This window comes from Cypionkella sp. (genome assembly GCF_034376685.1).
Classification (GTDB): domain Bacteria; phylum Pseudomonadota; class Alphaproteobacteria; order Rhodobacterales; family Rhodobacteraceae; genus Cypionkella.
In genome coordinates, this window is record NZ_JAXMJJ010000012.1 from 37,795 (window position 1) to 62,028 (window position 24,234).

At 62.2% G+C, this 24,234-nt stretch carries 25 protein-coding genes; 16 read left to right on the forward strand and 9 right to left on the reverse strand.

Annotation, left to right across the window (positions count from 1 at the left end):
• Positions 1-11: 11 nt before the first annotated feature.
• Positions 12-1,115, reverse strand: coding sequence for an ABC transporter substrate-binding protein (locus tag U1A24_RS03285; protein WP_322320564.1), 1,104 nt, complete (start codon positions 1,113-1,115; stop codon positions 12-14).
• A gap of 217 nt (positions 1,116-1,332) precedes the next feature.
• Here U1A24_RS03285 and phnC point away from each other — a divergent pair, with 217 nt between their 5' ends.
• The 5 genes from phnC (at position 1,333) to U1A24_RS03310 (ending at position 6,256) form a co-directional block, all read left to right on the forward strand.
• Positions 1,333-2,145, forward strand: coding sequence for a phosphonate ABC transporter ATP-binding protein (phnC, locus tag U1A24_RS03290; RefSeq protein WP_322320565.1), 813 nt, complete (start codon positions 1,333-1,335; stop codon positions 2,143-2,145).
• Positions 2,146-2,194: 49 nt separating this feature from the next.
• Positions 2,195-3,085, forward strand: coding sequence for a phosphonate ABC transporter substrate-binding protein (gene phnD, locus U1A24_RS03295; protein WP_322320566.1), 891 nt, complete (start codon positions 2,195-2,197; stop codon positions 3,083-3,085).
• 57 nt (positions 3,086-3,142) lie between these two features.
• Positions 3,143-4,024, forward strand: a complete 882-nt coding sequence (gene phnE / locus U1A24_RS03300; RefSeq protein WP_322320567.1) for a phosphonate ABC transporter, permease protein PhnE — start codon at positions 3,143-3,145, stop codon at positions 4,022-4,024.
• Positions 4,021-5,340, forward strand: a complete 1,320-nt coding sequence (phnE, locus tag U1A24_RS03305) for a phosphonate ABC transporter, permease protein PhnE (protein WP_322320568.1) — start codon at positions 4,021-4,023, stop codon at positions 5,338-5,340. The genes phnE (U1A24_RS03300) and phnE (U1A24_RS03305) overlap by 4 nt, the downstream gene beginning before the upstream one ends.
• A 298-nt stretch (positions 5,341-5,638) precedes the next feature.
• A complete protein-coding gene (locus tag U1A24_RS03310) occupies positions 5,639-6,256 on the forward strand; it encodes a chloramphenicol acetyltransferase (protein ID WP_322320569.1) in 618 nt (205 codons plus the stop codon).
• A gap of 242 nt (positions 6,257-6,498) precedes the next feature.
• Here the strand turns inward: U1A24_RS03310 and U1A24_RS03315 are convergent, their stop codons facing one another.
• The gene (locus U1A24_RS03315; protein ID WP_322320570.1) at positions 6,499-7,680 is read right to left on the reverse strand and encodes an alpha-D-ribose 1-methylphosphonate 5-triphosphate diphosphatase; all 1,182 of its coding nucleotides are present in this window, start codon (positions 7,678-7,680) and stop codon (positions 6,499-6,501) included.
• A 64-nt stretch (positions 7,681-7,744) separates the two neighbouring features.
• Positions 7,745-8,491, reverse strand: a complete 747-nt coding sequence (gene phnF / locus U1A24_RS03320) for a phosphonate metabolism transcriptional regulator PhnF (RefSeq protein WP_322320571.1) — start codon at positions 8,489-8,491, stop codon at positions 7,745-7,747.
• Between the two features lie 91 nt (positions 8,492-8,582).
• Here phnF and phnG point away from each other — a divergent pair, with 91 nt between their 5' ends.
• From phnG to phnN, 8 genes are read left to right on the forward strand one after another with little or no spacing between them, the layout of a single operon-like run.
• The gene (phnG, locus tag U1A24_RS03325; protein WP_322320572.1) at positions 8,583-9,056 is read left to right on the forward strand and encodes a phosphonate C-P lyase system protein PhnG; all 474 of its coding nucleotides are present in this window, start codon (positions 8,583-8,585) and stop codon (positions 9,054-9,056) included.
• Positions 9,053-9,619, forward strand: coding sequence for a phosphonate C-P lyase system protein PhnH (phnH, locus tag U1A24_RS03330; protein ID WP_322320573.1), 567 nt, complete (start codon positions 9,053-9,055; stop codon positions 9,617-9,619). Before phnG ends, phnH begins: the two co-directional genes overlap by 4 nt.
• A complete protein-coding gene (locus tag U1A24_RS03335) occupies positions 9,619-10,701 on the forward strand; it encodes a carbon-phosphorus lyase complex subunit PhnI (RefSeq protein WP_322320574.1) in 1,083 nt (360 codons plus the stop codon). Before phnH ends, U1A24_RS03335 begins: the two co-directional genes overlap by 1 nt.
• Entirely contained in the window at positions 10,698-11,576 is an 879-nt protein-coding gene (locus U1A24_RS03340; protein ID WP_322320575.1) for an alpha-D-ribose 1-methylphosphonate 5-phosphate C-P-lyase PhnJ, read from the forward strand. Before U1A24_RS03335 ends, U1A24_RS03340 begins: the two co-directional genes overlap by 4 nt.
• Entirely contained in the window at positions 11,576-12,385 is an 810-nt protein-coding gene (phnK, locus tag U1A24_RS03345; RefSeq protein ID WP_322320576.1) for a phosphonate C-P lyase system protein PhnK, read from the forward strand. Before U1A24_RS03340 ends, phnK begins: the two co-directional genes overlap by 1 nt.
• Before the next feature lies 1 nt (position 12,386).
• Positions 12,387-13,349 (forward strand): magnesium transporter CorA family protein, encoded by a 963-nt coding sequence (locus U1A24_RS03350; RefSeq protein ID WP_322320577.1) that lies wholly within the window; start codon positions 12,387-12,389, stop codon positions 13,347-13,349.
• Positions 13,346-14,029: a phosphonate C-P lyase system protein PhnL gene (gene phnL, locus U1A24_RS03355; protein WP_322320578.1), complete on the forward strand. Its 684-nt coding sequence runs from the start codon at positions 13,346-13,348 to the stop codon at positions 14,027-14,029. Before U1A24_RS03350 ends, phnL begins: the two co-directional genes overlap by 4 nt.
• Complete coding sequence (gene phnN, locus U1A24_RS03360) at positions 14,029-14,559, forward strand: phosphonate metabolism protein/1,5-bisphosphokinase (PRPP-forming) PhnN (RefSeq protein WP_322320579.1); 531 nt, start codon at positions 14,029-14,031, stop codon at positions 14,557-14,559. Before phnL ends, phnN begins: the two co-directional genes overlap by 1 nt.
• Here phnN and U1A24_RS03365 read toward each other — a convergent pair.
• Positions 14,541-15,224 carry a DUF1045 domain-containing protein gene (locus tag U1A24_RS03365; protein WP_322320580.1) on the reverse strand — a complete coding sequence of 228 codons (684 nt, stop codon included), beginning with the start codon at positions 15,222-15,224 and terminating at the stop codon, positions 14,541-14,543. The genes phnN and U1A24_RS03365 overlap by 19 nt on opposite strands.
• Positions 15,225-15,309: 85 nt before the next feature.
• Between U1A24_RS03365 and U1A24_RS03370 the strand changes: the two genes are divergently transcribed.
• Positions 15,310-16,452 carry an alpha-D-ribose 1-methylphosphonate 5-triphosphate diphosphatase gene (locus U1A24_RS03370; RefSeq protein ID WP_322320581.1) on the forward strand — a complete coding sequence of 381 codons (1,143 nt, stop codon included), beginning with the start codon at positions 15,310-15,312 and terminating at the stop codon, positions 16,450-16,452.
• Positions 16,453-16,554: 102 nt separating this feature from the next.
• Here the strand turns inward: U1A24_RS03370 and U1A24_RS03375 are convergent, their stop codons facing one another.
• From U1A24_RS03375 to U1A24_RS03385, 3 genes are all read right to left on the reverse strand, one after another.
• A complete protein-coding gene (locus U1A24_RS03375) occupies positions 16,555-17,514 on the reverse strand; it encodes an SIS domain-containing protein (protein ID WP_322320582.1) in 960 nt (319 codons plus the stop codon).
• An 89-nt stretch (positions 17,515-17,603) separates the two neighbouring features.
• Positions 17,604-18,536: an N-acetylglucosamine kinase gene (locus U1A24_RS03380; RefSeq protein ID WP_322320583.1), complete on the reverse strand. Its 933-nt coding sequence runs from the start codon at positions 18,534-18,536 to the stop codon at positions 17,604-17,606.
• Entirely contained in the window at positions 18,536-19,306 is a 771-nt protein-coding gene (locus U1A24_RS03385; protein WP_322320584.1) for a DeoR/GlpR family DNA-binding transcription regulator, read from the reverse strand. Before U1A24_RS03385 ends, U1A24_RS03380 begins: the two co-directional genes overlap by 1 nt.
• Positions 19,307-19,432: 126 nt before the next feature.
• Here U1A24_RS03385 and U1A24_RS03390 point away from each other — a divergent pair, with 126 nt between their 5' ends.
• Complete coding sequence (locus U1A24_RS03390) at positions 19,433-20,698, forward strand: class II D-tagatose-bisphosphate aldolase, non-catalytic subunit (RefSeq protein WP_322320585.1); 1,266 nt, start codon at positions 19,433-19,435, stop codon at positions 20,696-20,698.
• A 166-nt stretch (positions 20,699-20,864) separates the two neighbouring features.
• Positions 20,865-22,226 (forward strand): DUF6538 domain-containing protein, encoded by a 1,362-nt coding sequence (locus U1A24_RS03395; RefSeq protein WP_322320586.1) that lies wholly within the window; start codon positions 20,865-20,867, stop codon positions 22,224-22,226.
• A gap of 14 nt (positions 22,227-22,240) precedes the next feature.
• Here the strand turns inward: U1A24_RS03395 and rnhA are convergent, their stop codons facing one another.
• The gene (rnhA, locus tag U1A24_RS03400; protein ID WP_322320587.1) at positions 22,241-22,783 is read right to left on the reverse strand and encodes a ribonuclease HI; all 543 of its coding nucleotides are present in this window, start codon (positions 22,781-22,783) and stop codon (positions 22,241-22,243) included.
• A gap of 169 nt (positions 22,784-22,952) precedes the next feature.
• A complete protein-coding gene (locus U1A24_RS03405; protein ID WP_322320588.1) occupies positions 22,953-23,795 on the reverse strand; it encodes a ParB/RepB/Spo0J family partition protein in 843 nt (280 codons plus the stop codon).
• Positions 23,796-24,234: the final 439 nt, after the last annotated feature.

A 24,234-nucleotide genomic window follows, 5' to 3' on the forward strand; every position in this document is an offset into this window, starting at 1 on the left:
GGGTTAAAAGATTACTCGACCTGAACGCCGACGGTTGCATCCCAACCCGCGGTCACCGCCTCTTTATGCGCAGCCTGTTCTTCCAAAGTCGGGAACACGGCTTTCTCATAGGCCGCAGCAGGCGGCAGTTTTGCCAGCATTTCCGCCGGGATCACGTCGCGCTTGGCGAGGTCATTGAAGCGGATCGGGTGGCAATAACCGTTCAGCCAGCCAAGTTGGCCTTCATCCGAATAAAGGTATTCCATCCACAGTTTCGCGGCATTCGGGTGCGGCGCGTAAGCCGAAATCGCCTGCACATAAACCCCTGCCACGGTGCCGGAAGCAGGCACAATGACTTCGGCTTTCGGGTTACCCGCCAGCGTGTCGCGCCAAGCCAAAGCGTTGTAATCCCAAGCCGCAACAATCGGGGTAGCCCCCTGCGCGATAGTGCCGGTTTTGCCCGCGACCGGCACAAAATTGCCCGCCTTGTTCAGACCCGCGAAGAACTCCAGCCCCTTGGCTGCCGACTCGGCACCCGGTTTGCCGCCCATCGCCATGCCAGCACCCATCACCGACATCAGCGGCTGGTTGCCCGAGCGCGGATCGCCCGACAAAGCAAACGCGCCCGCGTATTCCGGCTTCATCAGATCGGCCCAATCGGTGGGCACATTTTCCACCATATCGGTGTTCACGATGAACGACATCACACCGTAGTAATCGCCATACCAGAAGCCATCGGCATCCTTGGCGGCATCCGGGATGCTGTCCCAGGTGCTGACTTTATACGGCTGGATCAGGCCCTCTTCCTTGGCAGCCGGGCCAAACGACAGGCCAATGTCCAGAACGTCCGGTGCTTGCGGGCCGGTGTTGCCCTTGTTGGCGCGAACGGCTTCCAGCTCATCCGCAGACGAGCCATCCGGGTTCAATTCGTTAACAGCAATCTCGGGGTATTTCTTCTTGAAGCCCTCGATCACGGCACCATAGCCGCACCAGTCATGCGGCAGCGCGATGGTGGTCAGGTTGCCTTCAGCCTTCGCAGCTGCGGTGATTTCCTCAAGGCTTTGCGCCGAGGCAGCACTCGCCACCAGCATCGCCAGCAGGCTGACGCCCGAGGTCAGGGTTTTGAAAACGGTCATGGAAGTCTCCTGTTAAGCCAGCCCGCCGGGCTTTGCCGGGCAGCTGATGAGCGGTGGCTTAGGCGGCCCCCATGACGCTTGGGTAACGCAATCATGAAGTTTCTGTGTCAGATCAGTTAGTTGCGCCGCGCGGGTTTTGTTACCCAAGCGTTACCTCTGTGACAACCAACCGTCACGAATCCCGCGTATCAGCCGCCCTAACCAAAAGGGGGCCGCGATGCTGAAGGTCGAAAACGTCACACGCCTGTTCGGGCAGAAAGCCGCCGTGGACAGCGTCAGCTTCCAGATCGACCGTTCGGCCTTTGTCGGTGTGATCGGGCGTTCCGGGGCGGGCAAGTCCACCTTGCTGCGGATGATGAACCGTCTGACCGATGCCACGTCTGGCGAAATCAGCTTTGAAGGCCGCAATGTGTTAACCCTGCACGGCGCGGAAAAGCGCAGCTGGCAGGGCCAATGCGCGATGATTTTCCAGCAGTTCAATCTGGTGCCCCGGATGGATGTGGCCTCCAACGTGCTGCACGGGCTGTTGAACCACCGCTCCACTTTTGCGACGATGTTCAACCTGTGGTCCGACGCCGACATCACCCGCGCGATGCAGATCCTCGACCGACTTGGCATTGCCGAACAAGCCCCCAAACGCGCCGAAGCCCTGTCGGGTGGCCAGCAACAGCGCGTCGCCATCGCCCGCGCGCTGATGCAAGACCCCAAGGTCATCCTCGCCGATGAACCCATCGCCAGCCTTGATCCGATGAACGCGCAAGTGGTGATGGACGCCCTGCGCCGCATCCACGAGGAAGACGGCCGCATGGTGATCGCCAACCTGCACACCCTCGACACCGCGCGGCGCTACTGCGACCGGGTGATCGGCATGCGCGATGGCCGCGTGGTGTTCGACGGCACCCCCGATCAGCTGACCACAGGTGTGGCCCGCGACATCTACGGCGCCGACGCCAGCTTCAACGAATCCGCCACATCCACCGCGATCACCGGCCCGAAAGACGCCGCCTACGCCGATGCGATGCTGGCCTGACCCCACCAAAGTTTACCAAGGCCCAACCGGGCCATAACCGGAGACGACCATGAAAACGCTTCTCGCCATTCTGGCAGCCACCACCTGCATCAGCGCAGCCCACGCGCAAGAGATCAAAGAATTCAACATCGGCATTCTGGGCGGCGAGAACGCCCAAGACCGCATGACCTCGAACGAATGCTACCGCGCCGCGATTGAAAAAGAGCTAGGCGTTCCGGTCAAAGTCTTCACCCCTGCCGACTATGATGGCGTGATCCAAGGCCTGCTCGGCGGCACCATCGACATGGCATGGCTGGGCGCTTCGGCCTATGCCAAGATCTACCTGACCGACCCGAACGCGGTCACGGTTGAGCTGACCAAGCAAAACCTTGACGACTCGACCGGCTACTATTCCATCGCCTTCGCCCGTGCAGACTCGGGCATCAAGACGGTCGAAGACGCCAAGGGCAAGAAGTTCGCCTTTGGTGAGCCGAACTCGACATCGGGCTACCTCGTGCCTGCGGCAGAGATGATCGCCACCTACGGCCCGCTGGATAAATTCTTCAGCGAAGTGAAATTCTCGGGCGGCCACGAGCAAACCATCGTCGGCGTCGCCAACGGCGATTTCGACGCAGGCGTGTCCTGGGCTGATGGCATCGGCAACTGGGAAGACGGCTATTCCTCGGGCGCGTTCCGCAAATCCGCCGATGCGGGCTTGGTTGACATGAACAACCTGGTGGAAATCTGGCGCTCCAAGCTGATCCCCGAAGGCCCGATGGTGGTGCGCGCCGCCCTTCCCGATGATGTGAAAGCCAAAGTCACCAAACTGACCGCTGACCTCTGGGAAGTCGACGCGAAATGCGCTTATGGCGTGGCCGCTGGCGACGCGAAAGACTTCGTCCCCGCCACCCACGACATGTATCTCGGCATTGTCGACGCCCGCAAACTTTCTGGCGAGTAATTTCAGCACCGATACCGGGCTTGCGCAAGCAGGCCCGGTTTTTCCTTTGGAGGCCACATGGTTGACATCACTTTTGGCCCCCCCAAAGGCCCTAGACCCGATCTGAACAACCCGACCGAAGCCTATATCCATCAGGCCCGCCGCAAGCGGCTTTACGGGTTCATCCTGCTGATGCTGTTCGTGGCGCTGATGGCCTCCGGCTTTCAGGTCGCCCAAGAGCGCAACGCCGGTGACTTTCTGGCAGGCCTGCACCAACTGCCCGCCTTCCCCGCCGAAGTGCTGTCCGAGGCCTGGACAAACCGCGCCAACCTGCCCGCCCTGCTCTGGCAATACCTGCCCTCACTGATTGAGACCATCAACATCGCCGCCGCCGCCACCCTGCTGGGCGGCGCATTCGGGGCCTTCCTCGCCCTCGGCTCCACCCGCCACCTGGCGCGCTTCCCCATCCTGACGCCACTGTTCCGTCGCTCTGCCGACATCATGCGCGCCATCCCCGAGATCGTCATCGCCCTCGTGCTGATCTTCGTGCTGGGCGGAGGACCGGTGCCCGCCGTGCTCGCCATCGCGTTTCACACCGCCGGGGCCTTGGGCAAGCTGTTCTCGGAATCCGCCGAGAACGCCGATCTGAAACCCGTCGAAGGCCTCGCCTCGACCGGAGCCTCCTGGGGCCAGCAGATCTGGCTCGGCATCATCCCGCAAGTAGCACCCAACTGGCTGTCCTATGCCCTGCTCAGGTTTGAGATCAACGTCCGCGCCAGCGCCATCCTTGGCTTCGTAGGCTCCGGCGGCATCGGCTATGATCTGAAACTGGCAATGCAATGGGGCGGTGGCAAATATGATCAGGTGGTGGCGATCTTCGCGCTCTTGTTCTGCGCCATCGTGCTGTTTGACCAACTCTCGGGCTATGCCCGCAACCGCTTGGTAAAGGGCAACCAATGACCTCTGTTCCCTATGGCAGCGCGCCCTATACCACCGTGCAGCGCCAATTCAAAACCCGCCGCCGGGCAGCCTTTGCAATCCCGGTGCTGCTGCTGATCTACCTCAGCTATCTGTTCGTCAGCTTTGACATCCCCGGCCTTGCCGCCCGTGCCCGGCTGGACAATGCCAAGATCCTGCTCACCGATTTTGTCGCCTACAAGACCCATGTCACCCGCGACAACCGCGACAACACGCTGCGGGTGTCGATCGAGGGCGAGGCGAAATCAACCTTTGCCCCCAGCCAATACCCGGATTGGGTGAAGACCAGCGGCGATGTCACCACGATTGATCTCGGCAAAGGCAACATCGTCACCTATGACGCCATGGGCGCGCGCTACGTTGTGCCGGGTTATGGCGTGATCGACATTCAGCCCGAAGACGGCAAGCTGAAACTGACAGCACCACAGCCGATCCCGGACTGGATCAACGTCAGCGACACCCGCATCTCGGTCACCACCCCGCAAGGCCGCTTTGCCTATTCACGCTCGAAGGTGGAAACCTTCAAATATCAGGCCGGCTGGGCACAGTTCTTCTTCACCCTCGACAGCCCGTTCTACGGCAAAAGCTATGGTCAGCTGACCGCAATGCTGACCGGCCCCCGCATCGACCCGGCGCGCAGCAACCTCGGATATATGGTCTCCGAGTTCTGGAACAACAAACAATGGCACCACGGCGATGTGGCATGGGCCCTGTTTGAAACCGTGCTGATGGCGTTCCTTGGCACGATGGGCGCGGCGCTGATCGCCCTGCCCTTGGCCTTTCTTGCCGCCTCCAACTTCACCGCCCTGCGTTCTGTCCGCTTTGCCTTCCGCCGCCTGTTTGATTTCGTGCGCGGCGTCGATGGCCTGATCTGGACGATCATCCTGTCGCGCGCCTTCGGCCCCGGCCCGATGACCGGCGCGCTGGCAATCCTGCTCACCGACAGCGGCACCTTCGGCAAAACCTTCTCGGAAGCCTTGGAAAACATCGACGAAAAACAAGTCGAAGGCATCCGCTCCACCGGCGCAGGCCCATTGCAACGCGCCCGCTTCGGCGTGCTGCCGCAAATCGCGCCGATCCTGCTCAGTCAGGTGCTGTATTACCTCGAATCCAACACCCGCTCTGCCACCGTAATCGGTGCCATCGTCGGCGGCGGCATTGGCCTTCTGCTCACCCAAGCCATCATCACCCAGAAGGATTGGGAGGATGTCGGCTACTACATGATCCTGATCGTGCTGATGGTGATGGCAATGGACAGCCTGTCCGGCTGGCTGCGCCGCAAGCTGATTGGGCGGTAAGCCGAAAACTGCGCCAAATCGAGTTGCTCTTTTCAAAATACTCCCGCCGGAGGCTCCTAACCTTAACCCAAGTGCCGCCCTCGGGGGCATCGAGCCCCCTCCTGCGGCGGCTGCCGCACGCAAGCCCGCAGCGGTCGCTTCACCGCATCCCCGGCAGCGCCGTCCAAAGCGGCTCGATGCCGCTGCGGACGGCAGCTGTGTTGCGGTCAAACTGTTAACAAGCCGTAAACGACACCTCCCTAACCTCTTGAAATATAACAATCGCAGCCCCTGTCCACACGCGGACAAGAAAGCCCACATGACCAAACTCTCCGCCGACACTCCGCTGATCCACCCCGATTGCCAGATCAAGAACGCCAGTTTCGGAGCCTTCTGCGAAGTCGGCCGCTTCAGCCGCATCCTGAACACGACCTTCGAGGACTATGCCTACTGCGACCAATTCTCCGACATCACCAACACCACAGTCGGCAAATTCGCCAACATCGCCGCGATGACCCGCATCGGCCCTACCGACCACCCGATGCAAAACGCCAGCCTGCACCACTTCCTCTACCGCAGCAGCGCCTACTGGGACGATACAACAGATGACGACGCCTTCTTCACCGCCCGCCACGCCCGCCGCACCACCATCGGCCCCGACACTTGGATCGGCCACGGCGCGATCATCAAACCCGACGTCAGCATCGGCACCGGTGCCGTGATCGCTAGCGGCGCGGTGGTGACCAAAGACGTCGCCCCCTACATGATCATGGCCGGCCTCCCCGCCACGCCGCTGCGCGCCCGCTTCCCCACCCAGATCGCCGACCGCCTGCAAGCCCTCGCCTGGTGGGACTGGAGCCACGAAGTGCTGCGCACCGCCCTGCCCGATTTCCGCAGCCTGCCCGTCGAAGCGTTCTTGGAAAAATATCACGGCTGAGCTTAAACCAAGTGCTGCCCTCGAAGGCATTGAGCCTCCTGCTGCGGCGCTACCGCGCCAGGTTCAAACCGCCCACCCAGCCTATCCCCGGCAGCGCCGTCCAAAGGGCCTCGATGGCCCTGCGGCCGGCACCTGCTTATCGGTTCGATAGGCAGAAACGCGCGAAAGTATTAAAACTTCGTTAAATCGACACCCCTAAGCATCTGATATCAAACAAACAAAAAAGGTCCCAAGTTGGGACCTTACTCTGCCGCCAGCCGCAAAGCCTCAGGCTGGCTGACGAACCGTCGCGCCGCCTCGCCTGCCAGATAACTCAGCCGCCCCGCCGAAATCGTCGCCTCAATGCCGCGAGTCTCGGCGTTCACAATCACCATATCGGCGCGCAACCCCGGCTCCAGCCGACCGCGATCCAGCAGCCGCATGATCTCCGCCGGGCGTGACGAGACCAAGGCCCAAGCCTGCGCCAACCCCATCACACCGCGGTCCACCAGCCCCCAAACCGCCAACGGCAGCGCAGGGATATGATAGTCCGACACCAGCGCATCACACAGCCCATCCGACACCAAAGCCAGCGCCGAGACATTCCCCGCCTGTGACCGCCCCCGCACCACATTCGGCGCCCCCATGATCACCGGACTCATCATCGCATGCGCCGCGAGAGCCGCGCGGCGGGTCAGCGGAAACTCGGCGATTTTCGCGCCGATCATCGAATAGAACTCCCGGGTCTCACCATCGGGATCGTCATGGCTGCCATACAGCACCCCCAAGGCATCAAAGGTCTCGGCCAAAGTACACAGGCTGCGCGGCACTTCCTTGGCGCGGGCGGCGGCGGATTCGATGGCTTCGGCCAGTTCCTCGGCGGTCTTGCCGACCTTGCGTGCCCAAGCGGCAAAATCGGTAGGGGCGATACGGGCCATGTGCAGGCCTTCGGAGAGGTGATCATTGAACACCACATAGCCGATCCGATGCCGCTTGACGGCAGCGATCAGGCGGGTGGTTTCAGACACCAGATGCGTCTCGGCGCGGATTTGCAGGCGCAGATCGGTCAGGGATTGCGCGCGGTAGCTGTCGAGGGCAACCATCAGGGCTTCGGCATGATCGGGGCCACGGTGGCCGCCTTCCCAACTCCACCCCTGCGCAAGATAGGCGGTGGTGACGCCGTGGGCGGCGGCCTCGCGGTCAAACGAGGCAAGGCCAGCGGCCAGTGGAAACGGGGCCGAGGGACGCGGGGCCATGTGACGCTCGAAGCCGTCGCCATGCAGGTCGATGATGCCGGGCAGGATCAGGAAACCTGAGAGATCGACCTCGGGCAAAGGCCCGCGGGTGATCTTGCCATCCGCCAGCCCGATGGAGCGTTGCTGCATCGCGCCTTCGCGCAAAATATGCGCGCCGGTCAGTCGCAGGGGGGGCAAGGGCAGCGGCATTTCGGGCTCCGGGAACAGGGCAACTGGGGGTTGTCGGCTGGAATAACAGGGCCACGCAACGGGCTTATGACAGTTTATCCACAGTTTCCCCTGCGTCAGCGCCTTCTGGTGAGACGGTCAAGGTCACGCGATCACCTGCGAACCATGTGGTGCCAAATTCGATGGGCTGGCCTGCGGCATCGACATTGACAGCGACCGAACGCAGCAGGGGCGCGCCTTGGGTCAGACGAAGATGCAGCGCCAGCAGGGCATCGGCGGCAATCGCGGTGATGCGGGTTTCCGCGCGGGTATAGTCGGTGAGGCCCGCCTCGGCCAAGGCGGCCGTCACCGAACTGTGACGGGTCATCGCCTCCAACAGGTTGGGGAAGCGGGCGGCGGGGAAGACAGAGCGGAACATCGCCAAGGGAGTGCCATCGGCGAGGGAGAGGCCGTCGACCACATGCACCAAAGCGCCTGTAGGGAGCTGTAGGGCTGCGGCTTCGCCGGAGTCAGCCGGGCGGGTTTCTTGGCGGAGCATTTGCCGGGATGGGGTGCGGCCAGACGCCAGAACATTCTGGTGAAACCGCACCCGGCGGCTGAGGGCGTAATCGGTGGGCGTTGCAGTGACGAAGACGCCCGCGCCACGACGAGCATGCACAGAGCCCGCCTCGGCCAAGACAGTCAGAGCATGGCGGACGGTGTGGCGGTTGACGCCGAAACGGGCCGACAGAGCGGCCTCGGTCGGAAGTTTATCACCGGGGCGGTAGTGGCCTGCGGTGATCTCGCCCGTGAGGGTTTCGGCGATAGATCGCCAGATTGCGGGCTTTGTCACCAAAACTTCACATGCATTTCGCAGGCTCCTCGGCTATGATTTGTCTAGTTGTATAGAAGTGTAGACAACTTTGCAAGATGTCGGGAAGAAGATGACGCACACACCGCTTGAAGCTGCCCCCCACTGCGCTGAGGCTTTCGCGACACGCAAAGCCTGGATGGGCCTGCTGGCCCGCGCCAAGCCCACGCGGCTGGCCGATTTGTTCCCCGAGATCCCGGCGCATGACCTGCTGCGCGCGCCGGAGATAGGTGCTGTGATGGTGCGGGGCCGGATTGGCGGCACCGGGCAACCGTTCAATTTGGGCGAGATGACGGTGACGCGCTGTGCTTTGCGGTTGGGGTCCGGTGCAGTCGGCCATGCCCATGTGCAGGGCCGCGACAAGGGCCATGCTTTGCGCGCGGCGGTGGTCGATGCGTTGATGCAGACCGATCAGGCCGAGGTTATGCGCGCGGCTGTGCTGGCACCGTTGCAGGCCGAGGAGGTTGCGCGGCGGGCCAGTCGCGCGGCCAAGGCTGCCGCCACAAAGGTGGAGTTTTTCACTTTAGTGCGGGGGGAAGACCAATGAACGACGCGTTGTTGGGCGGGTTTTCTGAGGCTCCGGTGCAGTCATCGCATGCGTTTCGCGCCGCGTTGACGGTGCTGTCGCAGCCGGGTGAGATCCGGGAATTGAGCGGGGCCATGCCGCCCGCGCCGCTGTCGGTGGCGGCGGGCGTGTTGCTGTTGACGTTGTGCGATGGCACGACGCCGCTGCATCTGGGCGGCACTTATGACTGCGCCCCGGTGCGCGATTGGATCACCTTTCACTGCGGCGCGCCTTTGGTTTCGGCTGAGGCTGCGGTGTTCGCCTTGGGCGATTGGGCCGCGTTGCAGCCGTTGGGGCGGTTTGCGATTGGCTTGCCGGATTACCCTGATCGGGCGGCGACACTGATCGTTGAGATGCCTGCGCTGGAGGCGAAAGGCGTGGCCCTTCGCGGCCCGGGGATTGCCGATGTGGCTTATCTATCGCTGCCGGAAGTGGCGGCATTTCAGGCCAACCGGGCGCTGTTCCCCTTGGGCTTTGATTGTTTTTTCACCTGCGGCACACACGTCGCCGCCCTGCCCCGATCAACCCATGTGGAGGGCATCTGATGTATGTGGCGGTAAAAGGCGGTGAGCGCGCGATTGACAATGCCCATGCCTGGCTGGCCGAGGAGCGCCGCGGCGATCCGGGCGTGGCGGAATTGTCGGTGGCACAGATACGGGCGCAGTTGTCGCTGGCGGTCAACCGGGTGATGGCGGAGGGGTCTTTGTATGATCCTGACCTTGCCGCCTTGGCGATCAAGCAATCGCGCGGCGATCTGATCGAGGCGATTTTCCTGATCCGGGCCTATCGGACCACCCTGCCCCGGCTGGGCGCATCTTGCCCGGTCGATACCGCCAAGATGGCGGTGATCCGACGGATTTCGGCGACGTTCAAGGATTTGCCCGGCGGGCAGGTTCTGGGGCCGACCTTCGATTACACCCACCGCTTGCTGGATTTCAAACTGGCAGCGGAGGGCGAGACTGCTGTTGCCGCGACCGCTCCCGCCGCAATGGAAGCCGTGCCGCATGTGATGGCGATGCTCGACCGCGATGGCATGATTGAGGTCGAGCCTGTGGGCGATGATCTGCCCGCCGATTTGACGCGCGAGCCGATGGAATTGCCCGCCAGCCGCGCGCTGCGTTTGCAGGCAATCACGCGGGGGGATGAAGGCTTTATCCTGTCGATGGCCTATTCAACCCAGCGCGGTTACGGGCGCACGCATGCCTTTGTCGGCGAGTTGCGGATCGGGATTGTGGCGGTGGAAATGGAGATCCCGGAGTTGGGGTTCGCCGTGGAGATTGGCGAGATCGAGTTGACCGAATGTGAGACGGTGAACCAATTCAAGGGCAGCAAAACCGAACCGCCGCAATTCACCCGCGGCTATGGTTTGGTGTTCGGACAGACCGAGCGCAAAGCGATTGCGATGTCTTTGGTGGACCGCTCATTGCGGTGGGCGGAACTGGGCGAGGATTACACCGGAGCCCCAGCACAGGACGAAGAATTCGTGCTGATGCATGCCGATAACGTGCAGGCGACCGGATTTCTCGAACATATCAAACTGCCGCATTACGTCGATTTCCAGTCTGAATTGGAATTGGTGCGCCGTCTGCGCGCGGAAGTTTTCGCCACGCAGGAGGCCGCAGAATGAATGATCAAGCCTATAACTTCGCTTATCTCGATGAGCAGACCAAGCGGATGATCCGGCGGGCCATTCTGAAAGGTGTGGCTGTGCCGGGCTATCAGGTGCCATTTGCCAGCCGCGAAATGCCGATGCCTTACGGTTGGGGAACCGGTGGCGTTCAGGTGACGGCGGCTTGCCTGACGCCAGATGATACGCTGAAGGTGATCGACCAAGGCGCGGATGATACGACCAACGCGGTGTCGATCCGCAAATTCTTCCAGCGTACGGCGGGGGTGGCGGTGACCGAAGCCACAGCAGAAGCCACGCTGATCCAGACCCGCCACCGTATCCCCGAAGCGGCGCTGAACACTGGGCAAATTCTGGTCTATCAGGTGCCGATCCCCGAACCCTTGCGTTTTCTGGAACCACGCGAGACGGAAACGCGCAAGATGCACGAGTTGGAAGAATACGGCCTGATCCACGTCAAGCTGTATGAGGATATCGCACGGCACGGCACCATTGCCACCTCTTACGCCTATCCGGTGAAGGTTGAGGGCCGCTATGTGATGGACCCCTCGCCGATCCCGAAATTCGACAACCCGAAACTGTCGGGCAGTCCTGCGCTGCAACTGTTTGGCGCGGGGCGCGAGCAGCGGATTTATGCGCTACCGCCGTTCACCGATGTTGTCAGCCTCGATTTTGACGACCACCCGTTTGAGGCCTCAAAGGCCCCGCATGACTGCGATCTGTGCGGCGCGGGCGAGAGCTATCTCGATGAGGTGATCACCAATGATCAGGGCGGGCGGATGTTTGTCTGCTCGGACACCGATTTTTGCCGCACCCGGCGTGAAGCGGGGCATTTGGGGGCCTTGGGTGTGCCGGTTCTGAAAGGGGACGCGTGATGGGCGCGGTGGATTTGGATATGTGGGCATCGGTGAATTTGGATCAGCCGCTGCTGTCGGTGCAGGGGTTGAGCAAATACTACGGCAGCCGGATCGGCTGTGCGGATGTGTCGTTTGATCTGTTTCCCGGCGAAGTGCTTGGGATCGTGGGGGAAAGCGGCTCAGGCAAGTCGACGCTTTTGTCGTGTCTGGCAGGGCATCTGGCGCCAGATACCGGCCGGGTGATCTTTGAGACCGCCACTGGCCCCCGCGATACCGTGACGATGGCCGAGGCCGAACGCCGCAAGATGGCGCGCACCGATTGGGCCTTTGTGCATCAGAATCCGCGCGACGGTCTGCGGATGGGCGTCAGTGCGGGCGGCAATGTCGGCGAGCGGCTGATGGCTGTCGGTGCGCGGCATTACGGCGATATTCGTGCCACGGCGGTGGATTGGCTGGGCCGGGTGGAGATCGCCGCTGACCGCATCGACGACCGCCCGCGTGCGTTTTCAGGGGGCATGCAGCAACGCCTGCAAATCGCCCGCAATCTGGTGACCGGGCCACGGCTGGTGTTCATGGATGAGCCGACCGGGGGGCTTGATGTCTCGGTTCAAGCGCGGTTGCTGGACCTTTTGCGCGGCCTCGTGCGCGAAATGGGGCTGTCGGCGATCAACGTCACCCACGATCTGGCGGTGGTGCGGCTGCTGGCGGATCGTTTGATGGTGATGAAGGGCGGGCATGTGGTGGAACAGGGCCTGACCGATCAGGTGTTGGACGACCCGCAGCATTCCTATACGCAGCTGTTGGTTTCCTCAGTCCTGCAGGTATAAAATGCTCTTTGCTTATCGTCCCGAAGCTGGCGGGCTTATCCAGATAACCCCGCCCGTCGATCTTTCCGCGGCCTTGTGGATAGACCTCTATCGCCCCTTGTCGAACCAAGCCGCCGATGTGACGCGGCTTGGTCAGGCCGTGCCGACGCTGGCGGATATGGAGGAGATTGAAATCTCCAACCGCCTGTATCGCGAGGGCGGAGCCGATTTCATGACCGTGGTGCTGCCCGGTCTGTCGGAAAGCAAAGCGCCGATCTCGGGCCCGGTCTGCTTTATCCTGTCGCCCGAGCGGCTGATCACCGTGCGCCACCACGCGCCGCGCCCGTTTGAGACTTATCCGGCCCGCGCCGACAAGGTGGGCCCCGGTTGTGATCGGCCAGAGCGGCTGTTTTTGGGGTTGATCGAGGAAATCATTGGCCGGATGGCCGATATTCTGGAGGGCATCGGGCGCGGGTTGGATGACGTGGCCTCGGGGATTTACTCAGGTGGCGCGAACGGCTTGCAGGCAGATGCGCTGCAAAGCGCGTTGCAGAAAGTCGGGCGCGAGGGCGATCTCTTGGGCCGCGTGCGTCTGGGGCTTTTGACGGTGGAGCGCGCGGTCAGCTTCTTCGGCCAAACCCTTTCGGACCGGGTCGAGGGCGATGTGTTGCGCCCCTTGGTCAAGGGGCTGATGCGCGACTTGCAGGCGCTGGAGGTTCATGCCGATTTCCTGGGTTCGCGTCTGGCGCTGACCTCGGATGCCACTTTGGGCATGATCAACCTGTCGCAAAACGTCACGGTGCGGATCGTGTCGGTGGTGGCGGCGTTGTTCATGCCGCCAACGCTGATCGCCAGCCTGTATGGGATGAACTTTGCCTATATGCCCGAACTGGCGTGGCAATACGGCTATCCCTTGGCGCTGATCCTGATGCTGGCATCAGCCAGCGGAACTTATCTTTTCTTCAAGTGGAAGCGCTGGCTATGATCGAAATTCGGGATTTGGCGAAAAGCTTTACTCTGCACAATCAAGGCGCTGCGGTGATCCCGGTGATGGCGGGCGCGAACCTGCATGTGCGTGCGGGGGAATGCGTCGGGCTGATTGGCGCGTCAGGTGCGGGCAAATCGACGCTGATGCGGATGGTGTGGGGCAATTATCTGGCGGCCTCGGGCGTGATCATGGTGGGCGGCCTGGATGTCGCGCAGGCGCAGCCTCGGCAGATCATCGCCCTGCGGCGGCAGGTGCTGGGCTATGTCAGCCAGTTTCTACGGGTGGTGCCGAGGGTGCCAACGCTGGATGTGGTGGCAGAGCCGCTGCTGAACCTAGGCGTGCCGGGGGATGAGGCGCGGGCGCGCGCGGCGGAATTGTTGGCGCGGTTGAACATTCCGCAGCGGTTGTGGGGCTTATCACCCACCACGTTCTCGGGCGGTGAACAGCAGCGGGTGAATATCGCGCGCGGCTTTGCGCATCCCTATCCGGCGCTGTTGCTGGATGAGCCGACCGCCAGTCTGGACGCGGTGAACCGTGAGGTGGTGCTGGGATTGATCGAGGAAGCCAAGGCGCGTGGTGCAGCGATGTTGGGGATTTTCCATGATGAAGCCGCGCGGGATCGGGTCTGCAATCGGGTGGTCGATGTGCGGGCGTTCACGCCGAAGGCTGCGGCATAATGGGGCGGGTGTTTCTGGTCGTCGGACCTTCGGGCGCGGGCAAAGACACCCTGTTGGCCGGGGCTGCGGCGGCGGACCCTCGGCTGCACTGGGCGCGCCGCGTGATCACGCGCGACAGCGCTGCGGGCGGCGAACCGTTTGAAGGCGTGACTGAAAGCGTTTTTCAGGCACGTTTGCAGGCGGGGGAATTTGCGCTGCATTGGCAGGCGCACGAGCTTTGGTATGGCGTGCCCGTCGCGGAGCTGAAGCAGCTGGCCGCAGGGCGGGATGTGTTGATCAATGGGTCTCGGGCGGCATTGCCTGCGGCCCTCACGGCGTTTCCAACGCTGCGGGTGATCCAGATTTCGGCGCCGTTGGAGGTGTTGGCGGACCGTTTGGCATCGCGGGGGCGTGAAAGCCACGCCGACATTGTTACCCGGTTGCAGCGGGCGAATTATGCCCTGCCCGAAGGGGTTCCCGCGATCGAGATCAGCAATGACGCGACGCCCGAGAAGGGCATCGCCCGGCTGCTTTACGCGCTGAGGGCGTAGCGGTGCAGCAGGTGAAAATGCCCCGCTGCATCTTCGCCGCACAGGCAAATGTCTCGGATGTGGAACGGCTGAGGGATCAGGCCTGCGAAGTGCTGGGCGGCGGCGGCGGTGACTGCGACTTCATCGTCACCAAGCGGGCCGGACAGGGTCAGGTGGAACTGAAACTGTTCCATTACATAGGGATAGCCGTAGGTCGCCAGCAGATCGCGCTGGCGAGGCGTCAGACGTTCCGGGCGGCGGCGGGCGATCTCGGCGGAGGTCAGGGCGGCGCGGTAGGGATCAAGGTTGCGGACCACTTCGGCGGCAAGGTCTTGCAGCGCGGCGGTGTCGCCCATGGGGGTCAGCGCGAGGAAGCCTTCGAGGTTGACCATCTGAAGCCCCGGCAGCTTCAGTGGCGCAAGGCTCGCCGCCAAGCGCGCTGTGGCCTGCGCCAGAGCGGCGGCGGTGACGCCATCCGCCAGACGGAACGGCGGTTTCAGGGTGCCGTGGAAGCCGTATTTGCGCGGTTCGGCTGTCACTTCCGCCAAAGGGCGCGGCAGGTCGGGCGCAGGTTGCAACGTAGGTGCGCCCTGCGCCAGATCCCAACCCAGCCAAGCGGCTGCGGCATCGGTAAAAGGCCCCGGTTCGGGCGCATAGTAGATCGCGAAGCGTTTCATCTGGTCCATAGCCGCCGCCCATACCCGCCCATCGTCACACCGTTGTGACAGTTTTCTGCCATCTGTTTTACATAAGCACAATGAAGGCCTGATGATGACTGAGACGATCCTTGCCAATGCCACGCTTGTTCTGCCGAATGAAGTGATCCAAGGTTGCCTGCGTATTGAGAACGGAGCGATTACTGCAATAGATCAAGGGATTACTGTGCCCACTGGTGCGCTTGACTGCAACGGCGATCTGCTGATGCCCGGCCTGATCGAACTGCACACCGACAACCTTGAACGCCATATCGAGCCGCGTCCGAAAGTGAACTGGCCGCATGCCAGCGCGATCATCGCGCATGATGCAGAGCTTGCCAGCGTCGGCATCACCACGGTATTCGATGCGCTGCGGGTGGGGTCGATCACCTCCAGCAAGAAGATGAACTATGGCGAATATGCCCGGCATTTGGCCGATGAAATTCTGGATTTGCGCAGCAAAGGTGCTTTGAAGATCAGTCATTTCCTGCATCTGCGGGCAGAGGTTTGCTCGGAAACCCTGATCTCGGAACTGGCAAAGTTCGGCCCTGCGGACCGCATCGGCATCGTCTCGCTGATGGATCACACGCCCGGTCAGCGGCAGTTTCGTGACATAACCCAGTTGCGCGCCTATGTCTGCGGCAAGCACGGGCTGTCTGAAGCCGAATTTGAGAGCCATATCGCGGAACAGGTGGCGATCTCCACCCGGCTGGGCGAGGCGCATGAGGCCGCCGCCGTGGCCGAGGCCCGGCGCTTTGGCGCGGTGCTGGCCAGCCATGACGACACCACCGCCGAACAGGTGGCCACTTCGGCCCAGCACGGTGCGCATTTTGCCGAGTTTCCAACCACGGTTGAGGCGGCGCAGGCCTGCCATGTGCAGGGCATCAAGGTGATGATGGGCGCGCCGAACCTGATCCGGGGCGGCTCACACTCCGGCAATGTCGCGGCAAGCAAGCTGGCTGAGGCGGATTTGCTGGACATTGTGTCGTCCGATTATGTGCCCTCGGCGCTGCTGTCAGCGGCGTTGCTGCTGGGCGATCTGTGGGGCGATGTGGCGCGCGGGGTGCGTTGTGTCACCCAAGCACCAGCGCAAGCGGCGGGGCTGGCGGATCGCGGCAGCCTGCGCCTTGGTGCGCGTGGCGATGTGATCCGGGTGGCGCGAGTCGCTGGCGCTGCGGCTCTGCGCGGCACTTGGGTGCAGGGGCAGCGGGTCGGGTAAAGACCGCAGCCCGATCTGAATCGCCGCGCTTTAGAACGGGGCGATCCGTGAAAGACGCGTGCAGGGGCTAATCCCGGCCCTGCACAGTCCCAAACAACGAACCTAGCCCAGCACGACGACCTTGCTCAGATGGCGCGGGGCTTCCGAGTTGATGCCTTTGGACACTGCCACCATCTCTCCCAGCATCTGCAAGGCGGGCAGGCAGGCGAGCGCGCTCTCCGCGTCCGACAGGCCCAGATCAATCCGCACATCGCCCGGCCCGTTAAAGCCGATCACCGCCGCCGCTTTGGCTTGCAGCTCGGCCACCAAAGCGGCCTCTTCGGTGGCGGTTGCTGCCGAATACAGCATCACCACCAAGGATTTATCGTCCATCAAGGACACCGGGCCGTGGCGATATTCCATCGGGTGAAAGGCCTGACTGTAGGAAAGGCTCATCTCTTGCAGCTTCAGACAGCCCTCGGTCGCCAAACCATAGTTCGGCCCGGCACCGAGATAGACGAAATGGCTGCGCCCATTCAGCAGGCCCACGATCCCCGTCTCAAGGCTGGCCATAGCCGCTGCGGCGACAGCGGGGATCGTCTGGTTCAGCGACACCCCCGCCATCCGCAGCCCTGCAAGCAGCATCAGGCTGGCCGAGACCGACATCACGATGCCCTCGGACGGATCGGTCGGCAGATACAGCGCCGTATCCGCCGCATGCAACAGGGTGGACTCCGGCTCACACGATACCGCCAAGGTCCGCCACCCCCGCGCCCGGCTTTCACGGATCGCCTGCACGGTCTCGGATGTGGTGCCAGAGCGCGAAAGCCCGATCACCAGCACCCCCTCGGTCTGCGCCAGATAGCATTCCGGCCTGCGCGCCCATTCCGCCCCCGGCACCGCAATCGCCGCCTGACCATTTGCGTTGAAGGCGCAAGCGATCACCTGCGCTAGATAGTAAGACGTGCCGCATCCGGTCAGCACCACCGTGCTGGCCTGCACAAGCGGCAGCTCATGCAGCAGCGCTGCATCCCAATAGGGAAACTGGCGGCGGATGACGGTTTCAGTAAGGGTCGCAGGCATAAGGCTTTTCGCTTTCATTTCAGATCTATAAGGCCCGTACTGCCGTCCGAGCATCTGTAGCAGGGGGTATTCTTGTCATCGCGCGCCGCTCAGAGCCGTTTGTGCTGATCCGCGCCGTTGTCCAGTTCTGTCTGAAGACCCGCTATAAACTCCGGCCCGGTGGCCCATCCCGCCGCCTGCGCCGCAGCCAGTGCCGCACCGCCGACAGGTGGCAGCAGCGGGGCTGTGGGCGGGCACCCCATCGCGGCAGTCAGGCCCGCAATCACGCAGGCATCCTGCATTACACCGCCTGCAAAGCTCCAGCGCGGCGGCGCCGCTAACCCCGCCAAACGCCCCGCCGTCAGCCCCGCCTGCGCCAGATGCGTGGCGGCTTCGGCCAGCATTGCCGCAGCCTCTGGCGAGCCTGATTGCGCCAAACGTGACACCCATGCCGCCACCGAGGCCAGCCCCGCGCGCGGGTTTTGCGCAAAGGTCCAGCCCAGCAAATCCTCGGCGGCAATGCCCATCTCGCGCAGCAAACCATGCGCGAAACCCGAGGGCGGTTTGCGGCCATCCAGATGCTGGCTGACCAGCGCCAAAGCCGTGCGTCCGATCCAATGTGCCGAGCCTTCGTCGCCAAACAGATGCCCCCAGCCGCCAACGCGGTGCGTGCCCCCCGGCCCGCGCGCCCAAGCCATCGAGCCGGTGCCTGCCAGCACCAAAACCCCCTCGGCCCCTGCCAAAGCGCCGTTGAACGCCACCGCAACATCGTTCAACACCACGGCCTGCGCGCCGAACAGCTCTGCCACCACAGCGTCTTGCCCTGCACTGACGTCAGCAATCTCGCCATAGCACGGCAGGCCCAGAACCGCTGCCGACACCGGCCCCAGTTCTGCGGCCAATGCGGCCAGCCGCACCTGCCAGCCCAGATCATGCGGGTCCAACCCGTCAGAGCGCAGCCACACCACCACCCCGCCCCTGCGGTTGATCACCACCGCCTCGGTCTTGCTGCCACCACCATCCAGCCCCAGCACAAGCTCCATCACGCGCCCTCAGCCAAGCTTACCGCGCAACCCAAACCCTCCAGCGTGCCCTGCCAGCCAGCGCCCAGCCGCGCATCGGTCAGCACGCGCATGCCAGCGCCCAGATGCGCCACGCCATAGGTCAGCTGTGCGCCAAATTTGTCCGCATCCGCCACGATCACCGGCGCTTTCGTCCGCGCCAGCATCAGCGTATTCAGCCGCGCCTCGGCCTCGTCCCGGCTGGAAATCTCACCCAGAGCGGAAATTCCGCCCGCCCCCAGAAACAACTGATCAAACCACAGCCGCTCCAGCGCGGCTTCGGCCAATGGCCCGACCATCGAGGCGTTTTGCCGTCGCAGACTGCCGCCCAGCAGCGTCACGCCAATCTCGGCCACTGGCATCAAAACCTGCGCCACCGGCAGGCAATTGGTGAACACCCGCAGCGGCAGCGGGTTCAGCCGCAAGCGTCGCGCCAGTTGCAGCACCGTGGTTCCGGCATCCAGAAACACCGAAGTTTCTGGCCGCAGCATCTGATACGCCGCTTCGCCAATCGCGCGTTTGGCGGGCAGGTTGATCTGCTCACGCGACTCGAACGCCACTTCCACGCCCGACGTTCCGGCAATCTGCGCCCCGCCATGCGTGCGCAGAATTTGCCCCTCAGCCTCCAGCGTCAGCAAATCGCGCCGCACCGTGGGTTCCGACGCCCCCACCGCCGCCGCGATCTGAGCAATCGAGGAGTAGCCCTTGGCGAAAAGGTGCTGGCGGATGGCGGTGGCGCGATCAATCTTCATGGCAGGCCTGTTTGAATATGCGGTATTGGAGGCGCAAAAATAATCACTGTCAATCATCATGGTGATCATTTATGATTTTTTATAGCGACACATTCCGTTCATCTGATCAATGAGGATCAATTTCCAATGTCCACCGCCGCCCTGCTGGCCTTCGCCCCCGCCCGGAAATCCGGTCAAGTGCTTGCAATCCCGTCGATTTGCTCTGCCCATCCGGTGGTGATCGCCGCCAGTTTTGCGATGGCGCGTGCGCGCGGCACCCCCGTGCTGATCGAGGCGACCTGCAATCAGGTCAACCACGAGGGCGGCTATACCGGCATGACCCCCGCCGATTTTCGCGGCTTTGTATTGGATATCGCGGCCGCTGAACGCTTTGATCCGGCGGGCTTGATCCTTGGCGGTGATCATCTGGGGCCGAACCCTTGGACGGCACTGCCAGCCGCACAAGCGATGGCAAAGGCCTGCGACATGGTTGCCGCCTACGCGCTGGCCGGGTTTGGCAAGATCCATCTCGACGCCAGCATGTCTTGCGCGGATGATCCCACGCCGCTGCCCGACGCCACCATCGCCACCCGCAACGCCCAACTCGCCGCTGTCGCCGAAGCGCACAGCCCGACGCCTCCAGTCTATATCATCGGCACCGAAGTCCCCGTCCCCGGTGGCGCTTGGGAAGAGGTGGAGGGCCTGACACCAACCTCCCCACAGGCGGCCCTCGCCACCGTTGCGCTACAACGCGCGGCCTTCAAAGCCGCCGGCATCGAGGCCGCTTTCGCGCGCGTGGTGGGGTTGGTTGTGCAACCCGGTGTCGAGTTCGGCAATGAAAACGTCGTCGCCTACAACCGCCCCGCCGCCCGCGATCTGGTCGCCTGCCTGCCCGACTTACCGATGCTGTTTGAGGCGCATTCCACCGATTACCAGACCCCACAGGCGCTGGCTGATCTGGTGCAAGACGGCTTTGGCATCCTGAAAGTCGGCCCCGGCCTGACCTTCGCGTTGCGCGAGGCGCTGTATGGTCTGGATCACATCGCCGATGTGCTGTTCCCCGACCACACCCCTTTGCGCGGGGCGATGGAGGCTTTGATGCTGCAAAAGCCGCAGCATTGGGCGAAATACTATCCCGGCACGCCGCTGCACCAGCATTTGCAACGCCATTACAGTTATTCCGACCGCATCCGCTATTATTGGACCGATCCGATCGCCAGCGCCGCCGTCGCTGATCTGATGGACCGTTTTGGCGATAAAAACATCCCCGAGCCGCTGATCTCGCAGCACCTTGGCGCGACCTATGGCGAGGTGATGACAGGCCAAACCGCCAAAACCGCCCCCGCCCTGCTGCGCGCAGCGGTGATGCGGGCGCTGACGCCTTATTTCGATGCCTGCTATCCTGCGCATTAATCCGCCAAAGCGGCTGCCACCAGCAAATTGAAACCTGATCTCTGGATTTGCTGGTGGCGAGAGAGAGACTCGAAACGAAGCGGGCATACACGCCAATAATCGTTGACAATCTTATGCTTAGGCGGCATCTTTTGGTAGGAATGGTTGGTAGGAATAGGTTCGCAAATTGGCACGAAAGACAGCAAAGGCGCTGCCCCGCCTGCTCAGATTGAAGGGGCAGACGTTCTGGTTTGCGCGGGATTTGCCCGCCGATTGCCGACCGATCTTTGGCAAGAAAACATGGCTGACGAATCTAGGGACTGCAGACATCAAGATCGCCGTTCAACGGCGCGATACGCTTGAAGCCGAAACCACGCAGGCCTTTGCAGCAATGCGCGCGGGGACTTGGAACCCCTCTGAGGCCCTCTCTCCTGCCGCCCGTGGCGAACTCTACCGCGAGACGCTCTTGGCCCTTTCGAGCGGCTCAGAGGCGGACCCAGATGCGTTGGAGTTGGCAGTGTATGCGGCTGAGTCTGAGCGCGATGCCTACCGTGGGCCGCAAAAGGGGGCCTTCGGGGATGCCTTGAAGGGCAGCGTGGAGGTGGATCGCCATATCGACGCCTACCTCATCACAATCGCCAAGCTGGCGCCTGCAACCATCCGGGGCATGAAAGGGCATATTCTGCAGTTCGCGCGCTGGGCTTCTGAAAAGAAGTTGCGCCTTGATGCTGTGAGCAGACGAATAGCGGGTCAGTATGTCACGGCGGTTATCGACCCCATGCACCCAAAGACTGCCGCAGCACATCTTGGCTCATTACGGGCGTATTGGGGGTTCCTGCATAGAAGGGGCCACATCGTTGGTGCTGATGCGAAGGGCGGGCCGTGGGCGGACCAACAGATTGAGGTGAAGGGCAAAAGGGTCGAGCGCGGCGACAAAGATGAAGCACGCCCCTTCACCGTGGATGAGGTGCGAACACTCCTCTATTCTCCTTTTCCCCCTCGCATGGCAGCGGAATTTGCGCCTCAACTCATTGACGCTCTGACAATCTCTCTTCTTTCAGGTATGCGCCAAGAAGAGATTGCAACGCTTTGGGTCGAGGAAGTCCGTGATGGGGTCTTTGACATTCAGCAGGGGAAGACTACCGCCGCCGCGCGCCCGGTTCCCATCCACCCTTCCCTTCTCGAAATAGTCAAACGCAGGACCGAGGGAAAGGGGCCAAAGGATTGGCTGTTCCACGAACTCACCGAAGAACGTGACGCGGGCGATATTCTAGGAAAGAGGTTCCGCCGCTACCGTGTCGCTCTGGGCGTTGATGATATGAGAGAAGGCAAGCGGCGGAGTCTTGTGACGTTCCATTCCGCCCGTCACTGGTTTGCATATAATGCCAGCATTTCGGGACAGCATGAGAACACCATTGGCAGCGTGATCGGGCATCGTCCTGACAAAAAGAAGATCACATTTGGGGTTTACATCAAGGGTATCTCCGAGGAGCAAAGGCAGGCTTGTGTGGAGGTCGTTCAACTGCCCGCGCGCATCAATGCGGCTTAACTAGAAGAACGCTCTCAGTCGATGAACCTATTGGCCTGTGCCTTTTCAGCTTCGGCCTTCGCAAGTCTATCAACTTCCCCGTTCATGGTATCTCCGGCATGGCCTTTGACCCATTCCCATGTGATGCTGCGCCCTTCGGAAAGCCGGATAAGTTCTTCCCATAGTTCTCGGTTCTCGACGGGCTTGCCCTTGGCTTTCTTCCAGCCCTTCGCAATCCAGCCGGGAAGCCATTCCGTCATGCCCCGCACAATTATTAGGTTGTCGCTGCGGATTGTGATGGGCGCTGTTTCATCGCTTCGCAGGAAGCCCAGCGCCTTGATGATGGCCATCATTTCCATCCGCATGTTAGTCGTGGCCTTGTCGCCCCCGCTGATACTGCGGTGCGCAGTCTGGCCCTCGCTGCTGTATCGCCGCAGAGTTGCAGCCCAGCCACCGGGGCCGGGGTTCCCTAGGCAAGAGCCATCGGCGTAAATCAGTATGCTGGTCTGGCCCTTGGGCTGGTCACTGCATTGGGTTGCGGCTGCGCTGGGCTTGGTCATGGTCGTTAAAGTCGTCATGGTGTTGGTTCTTTCGGGTGTATGCAGACGATGCCTCTCAGTCCCCGTCAGCGGGTTGCTGGGGGTTGTTGCATCATGCTGGTGGGGGAGGTTGCGCCGAAGCGCGGGGGCCGTCAGAAACGACGTAGGGTGTCCGATTCGGACATGTCAGGGTGAACAGGTAGGAAACTCAAAAGTCCTCGTTGCCGCTCTCTTTCGGCTGCACCAGTGGGTGTTGTTCTGGGTTGTCGCTGAACTCATCTTCATCATAGAGGCAGCCGCCTGACATCGCAGCTTTGAACCGGGGTTGTCCAAGTCCTCCGCGCCACGATAAGCCAAACTCCTCCGGCGTGGGCCTTCGGTCGAACTCAGCTTTGAACGCCTTCTCCGTTTCCTTAAGCGACTTCAAAAGCCAAGCGATGCGCGCCTGTTTGGCCGCGTCACTGTCATCTTCGGGCTGGCCCTCCGGCTTGTTGCCGTTACGATCACGCCACCAGTTGCCGCTGGGTGTTGTCCCTGCTTTGCTCAATTCAGCCCACCGCTTTCGCATTGCGCCGACCGTGCTTGTGCTGACAGTTGATGCCTGCACAATCTGCCGTTTAGATGCCCCGGCTTCAATCACCAGACCCCAAGCATATTGGGTGCATTCGGCAGTGGTCCACGGAAAGGTTGTCTTAGCGTTGTCCTTCGCGGCCTCTAATCGGGCATCTTTACGCTCCCCCTGAAAGATGATCGCGGGAATGTCGAAAACCCGATTGAAGCGGTAAGCAGCAATGCGGTGGCGGCCATCAAGAATGATCAGCTTGCCCGTCCCCGGTTCGGCCCAGACTTTGATAGGGTCAAGATCACCGCAGTTGCGAAGCGCGCGGGCAAGGTCGTGAACATGGTTCTTGGCGGTTCCTGAGCGGGGCGTGAAGGCTGGGTCATATGTGAGGCTGTCCAGCGCAAGCCTAATCACGGCTGCTCTGGCAGGTAATAAGGGCGTCTCCGGCTGGTCGGTTGCCGGGGCGCTGGGCTTGACGGTATCATTCATGGTGTAGCCTTTCGGGCATGAGAAAAAGCCCCGCCGGATTGGGTGGGGCTGTGGGATGGGGGCAAGCAGGATTTGTTATGGCTGGGGTGGGGGTGAATTGAATTGTGGCGCGACCCTGCCGTTTGCCCCAAGTTCGTGAGTGCGCTTGGTTGCGGCGCGCGACGTGCAGTCCTCTCGCCGTGAAGCGTTGAGCGTTGAGCGTTGAGCGTTGAGCGTTGAGCGTTGAGCGTTGAGCGTTGAGCGTTGAGCGTTGAGCGTTGAGCGTTGAGCGTTGAGCGGGTTTATCTGGGCTAGGGTGTGGGTGAAACGAAATTGCGGTGGGCGCAGCGCAGCATGTTAAAGCTAGGAGGTTTCCTAGGCCTCCATACTGCGACCTTCGCGGGCACGAGAGGCAAGATTTCGTTAATGCCGAAGGTATGTCGACCGGGACAGTCCCGCC

Excerpts from the sequence above, each read along its gene's own strand:
- phnG (WP_322320572.1), top strand. The coding sequence starts at position 8,583 with ATGACGCACACACCGCTTGAAGCTGCCCCCCACTGCGCTGAGGCTTTC.
- U1A24_RS03380 (WP_322320583.1), bottom strand. The coding sequence starts at position 18,536 with ATGGAGCTTGTGCTGGGGCTGGATGGTGGTGGCAGCAAGACCGAGGCG.
- phnL (WP_322320578.1), top strand. The coding sequence starts at position 13,346 with ATGATCGAAATTCGGGATTTGGCGAAAAGCTTTACTCTGCACAATCAA.
- phnD (WP_322320566.1), top strand. The coding sequence starts at position 2,195 with ATGAAAACGCTTCTCGCCATTCTGGCAGCCACCACCTGCATCAGCGCA.
- rnhA (WP_322320587.1), bottom strand. The coding sequence starts at position 22,783 with ATGACGACTTTAACGACCATGACCAAGCCCAGCGCAGCCGCAACCCAA.
- U1A24_RS03315 (WP_322320570.1), bottom strand. The coding sequence starts at position 7,680 with ATGCCGCTGCCCTTGCCCCCCCTGCGACTGACCGGCGCGCATATTTTG.
- U1A24_RS03365 (WP_322320580.1), bottom strand. The coding sequence starts at position 15,224 with ATGGACCAGATGAAACGCTTCGCGATCTACTATGCGCCCGAACCGGGG.
- U1A24_RS03370 (WP_322320581.1), top strand. The coding sequence starts at position 15,310 with ATGACTGAGACGATCCTTGCCAATGCCACGCTTGTTCTGCCGAATGAA.
- U1A24_RS03390 (WP_322320585.1), top strand. The coding sequence starts at position 19,433 with ATGTCCACCGCCGCCCTGCTGGCCTTCGCCCCCGCCCGGAAATCCGGT.
- phnH (WP_322320573.1), top strand. The coding sequence starts at position 9,053 with ATGAACGACGCGTTGTTGGGCGGGTTTTCTGAGGCTCCGGTGCAGTCA.
- U1A24_RS03285 (WP_322320564.1), bottom strand. The coding sequence starts at position 1,115 with ATGACCGTTTTCAAAACCCTGACCTCGGGCGTCAGCCTGCTGGCGATG.
- phnN (WP_322320579.1), top strand. The coding sequence starts at position 14,029 with ATGGGGCGGGTGTTTCTGGTCGTCGGACCTTCGGGCGCGGGCAAAGAC.
- U1A24_RS03385 (WP_322320584.1), bottom strand. The coding sequence starts at position 19,306 with ATGAAGATTGATCGCGCCACCGCCATCCGCCAGCACCTTTTCGCCAAG.
- phnE (WP_322320567.1), top strand. The coding sequence starts at position 3,143 with ATGGTTGACATCACTTTTGGCCCCCCCAAAGGCCCTAGACCCGATCTG.
- U1A24_RS03310 (WP_322320569.1), top strand. The coding sequence starts at position 5,639 with ATGACCAAACTCTCCGCCGACACTCCGCTGATCCACCCCGATTGCCAG.
- phnK (WP_322320576.1), top strand. The coding sequence starts at position 11,576 with ATGGGCGCGGTGGATTTGGATATGTGGGCATCGGTGAATTTGGATCAG.
- phnE (WP_322320568.1), top strand. The coding sequence starts at position 4,021 with ATGACCTCTGTTCCCTATGGCAGCGCGCCCTATACCACCGTGCAGCGC.
- U1A24_RS03405 (WP_322320588.1), bottom strand. The coding sequence starts at position 23,795 with ATGAATGATACCGTCAAGCCCAGCGCCCCGGCAACCGACCAGCCGGAG.
- U1A24_RS03340 (WP_322320575.1), top strand. The coding sequence starts at position 10,698 with ATGAATGATCAAGCCTATAACTTCGCTTATCTCGATGAGCAGACCAAG.
- U1A24_RS03375 (WP_322320582.1), bottom strand. The coding sequence starts at position 17,514 with ATGCCTGCGACCCTTACTGAAACCGTCATCCGCCGCCAGTTTCCCTAT.
- U1A24_RS03350 (WP_322320577.1), top strand. The coding sequence starts at position 12,387 with ATGCTCTTTGCTTATCGTCCCGAAGCTGGCGGGCTTATCCAGATAACC.
- U1A24_RS03335 (WP_322320574.1), top strand. The coding sequence starts at position 9,619 with ATGTATGTGGCGGTAAAAGGCGGTGAGCGCGCGATTGACAATGCCCAT.
- phnC (WP_322320565.1), top strand. The coding sequence starts at position 1,333 with ATGCTGAAGGTCGAAAACGTCACACGCCTGTTCGGGCAGAAAGCCGCC.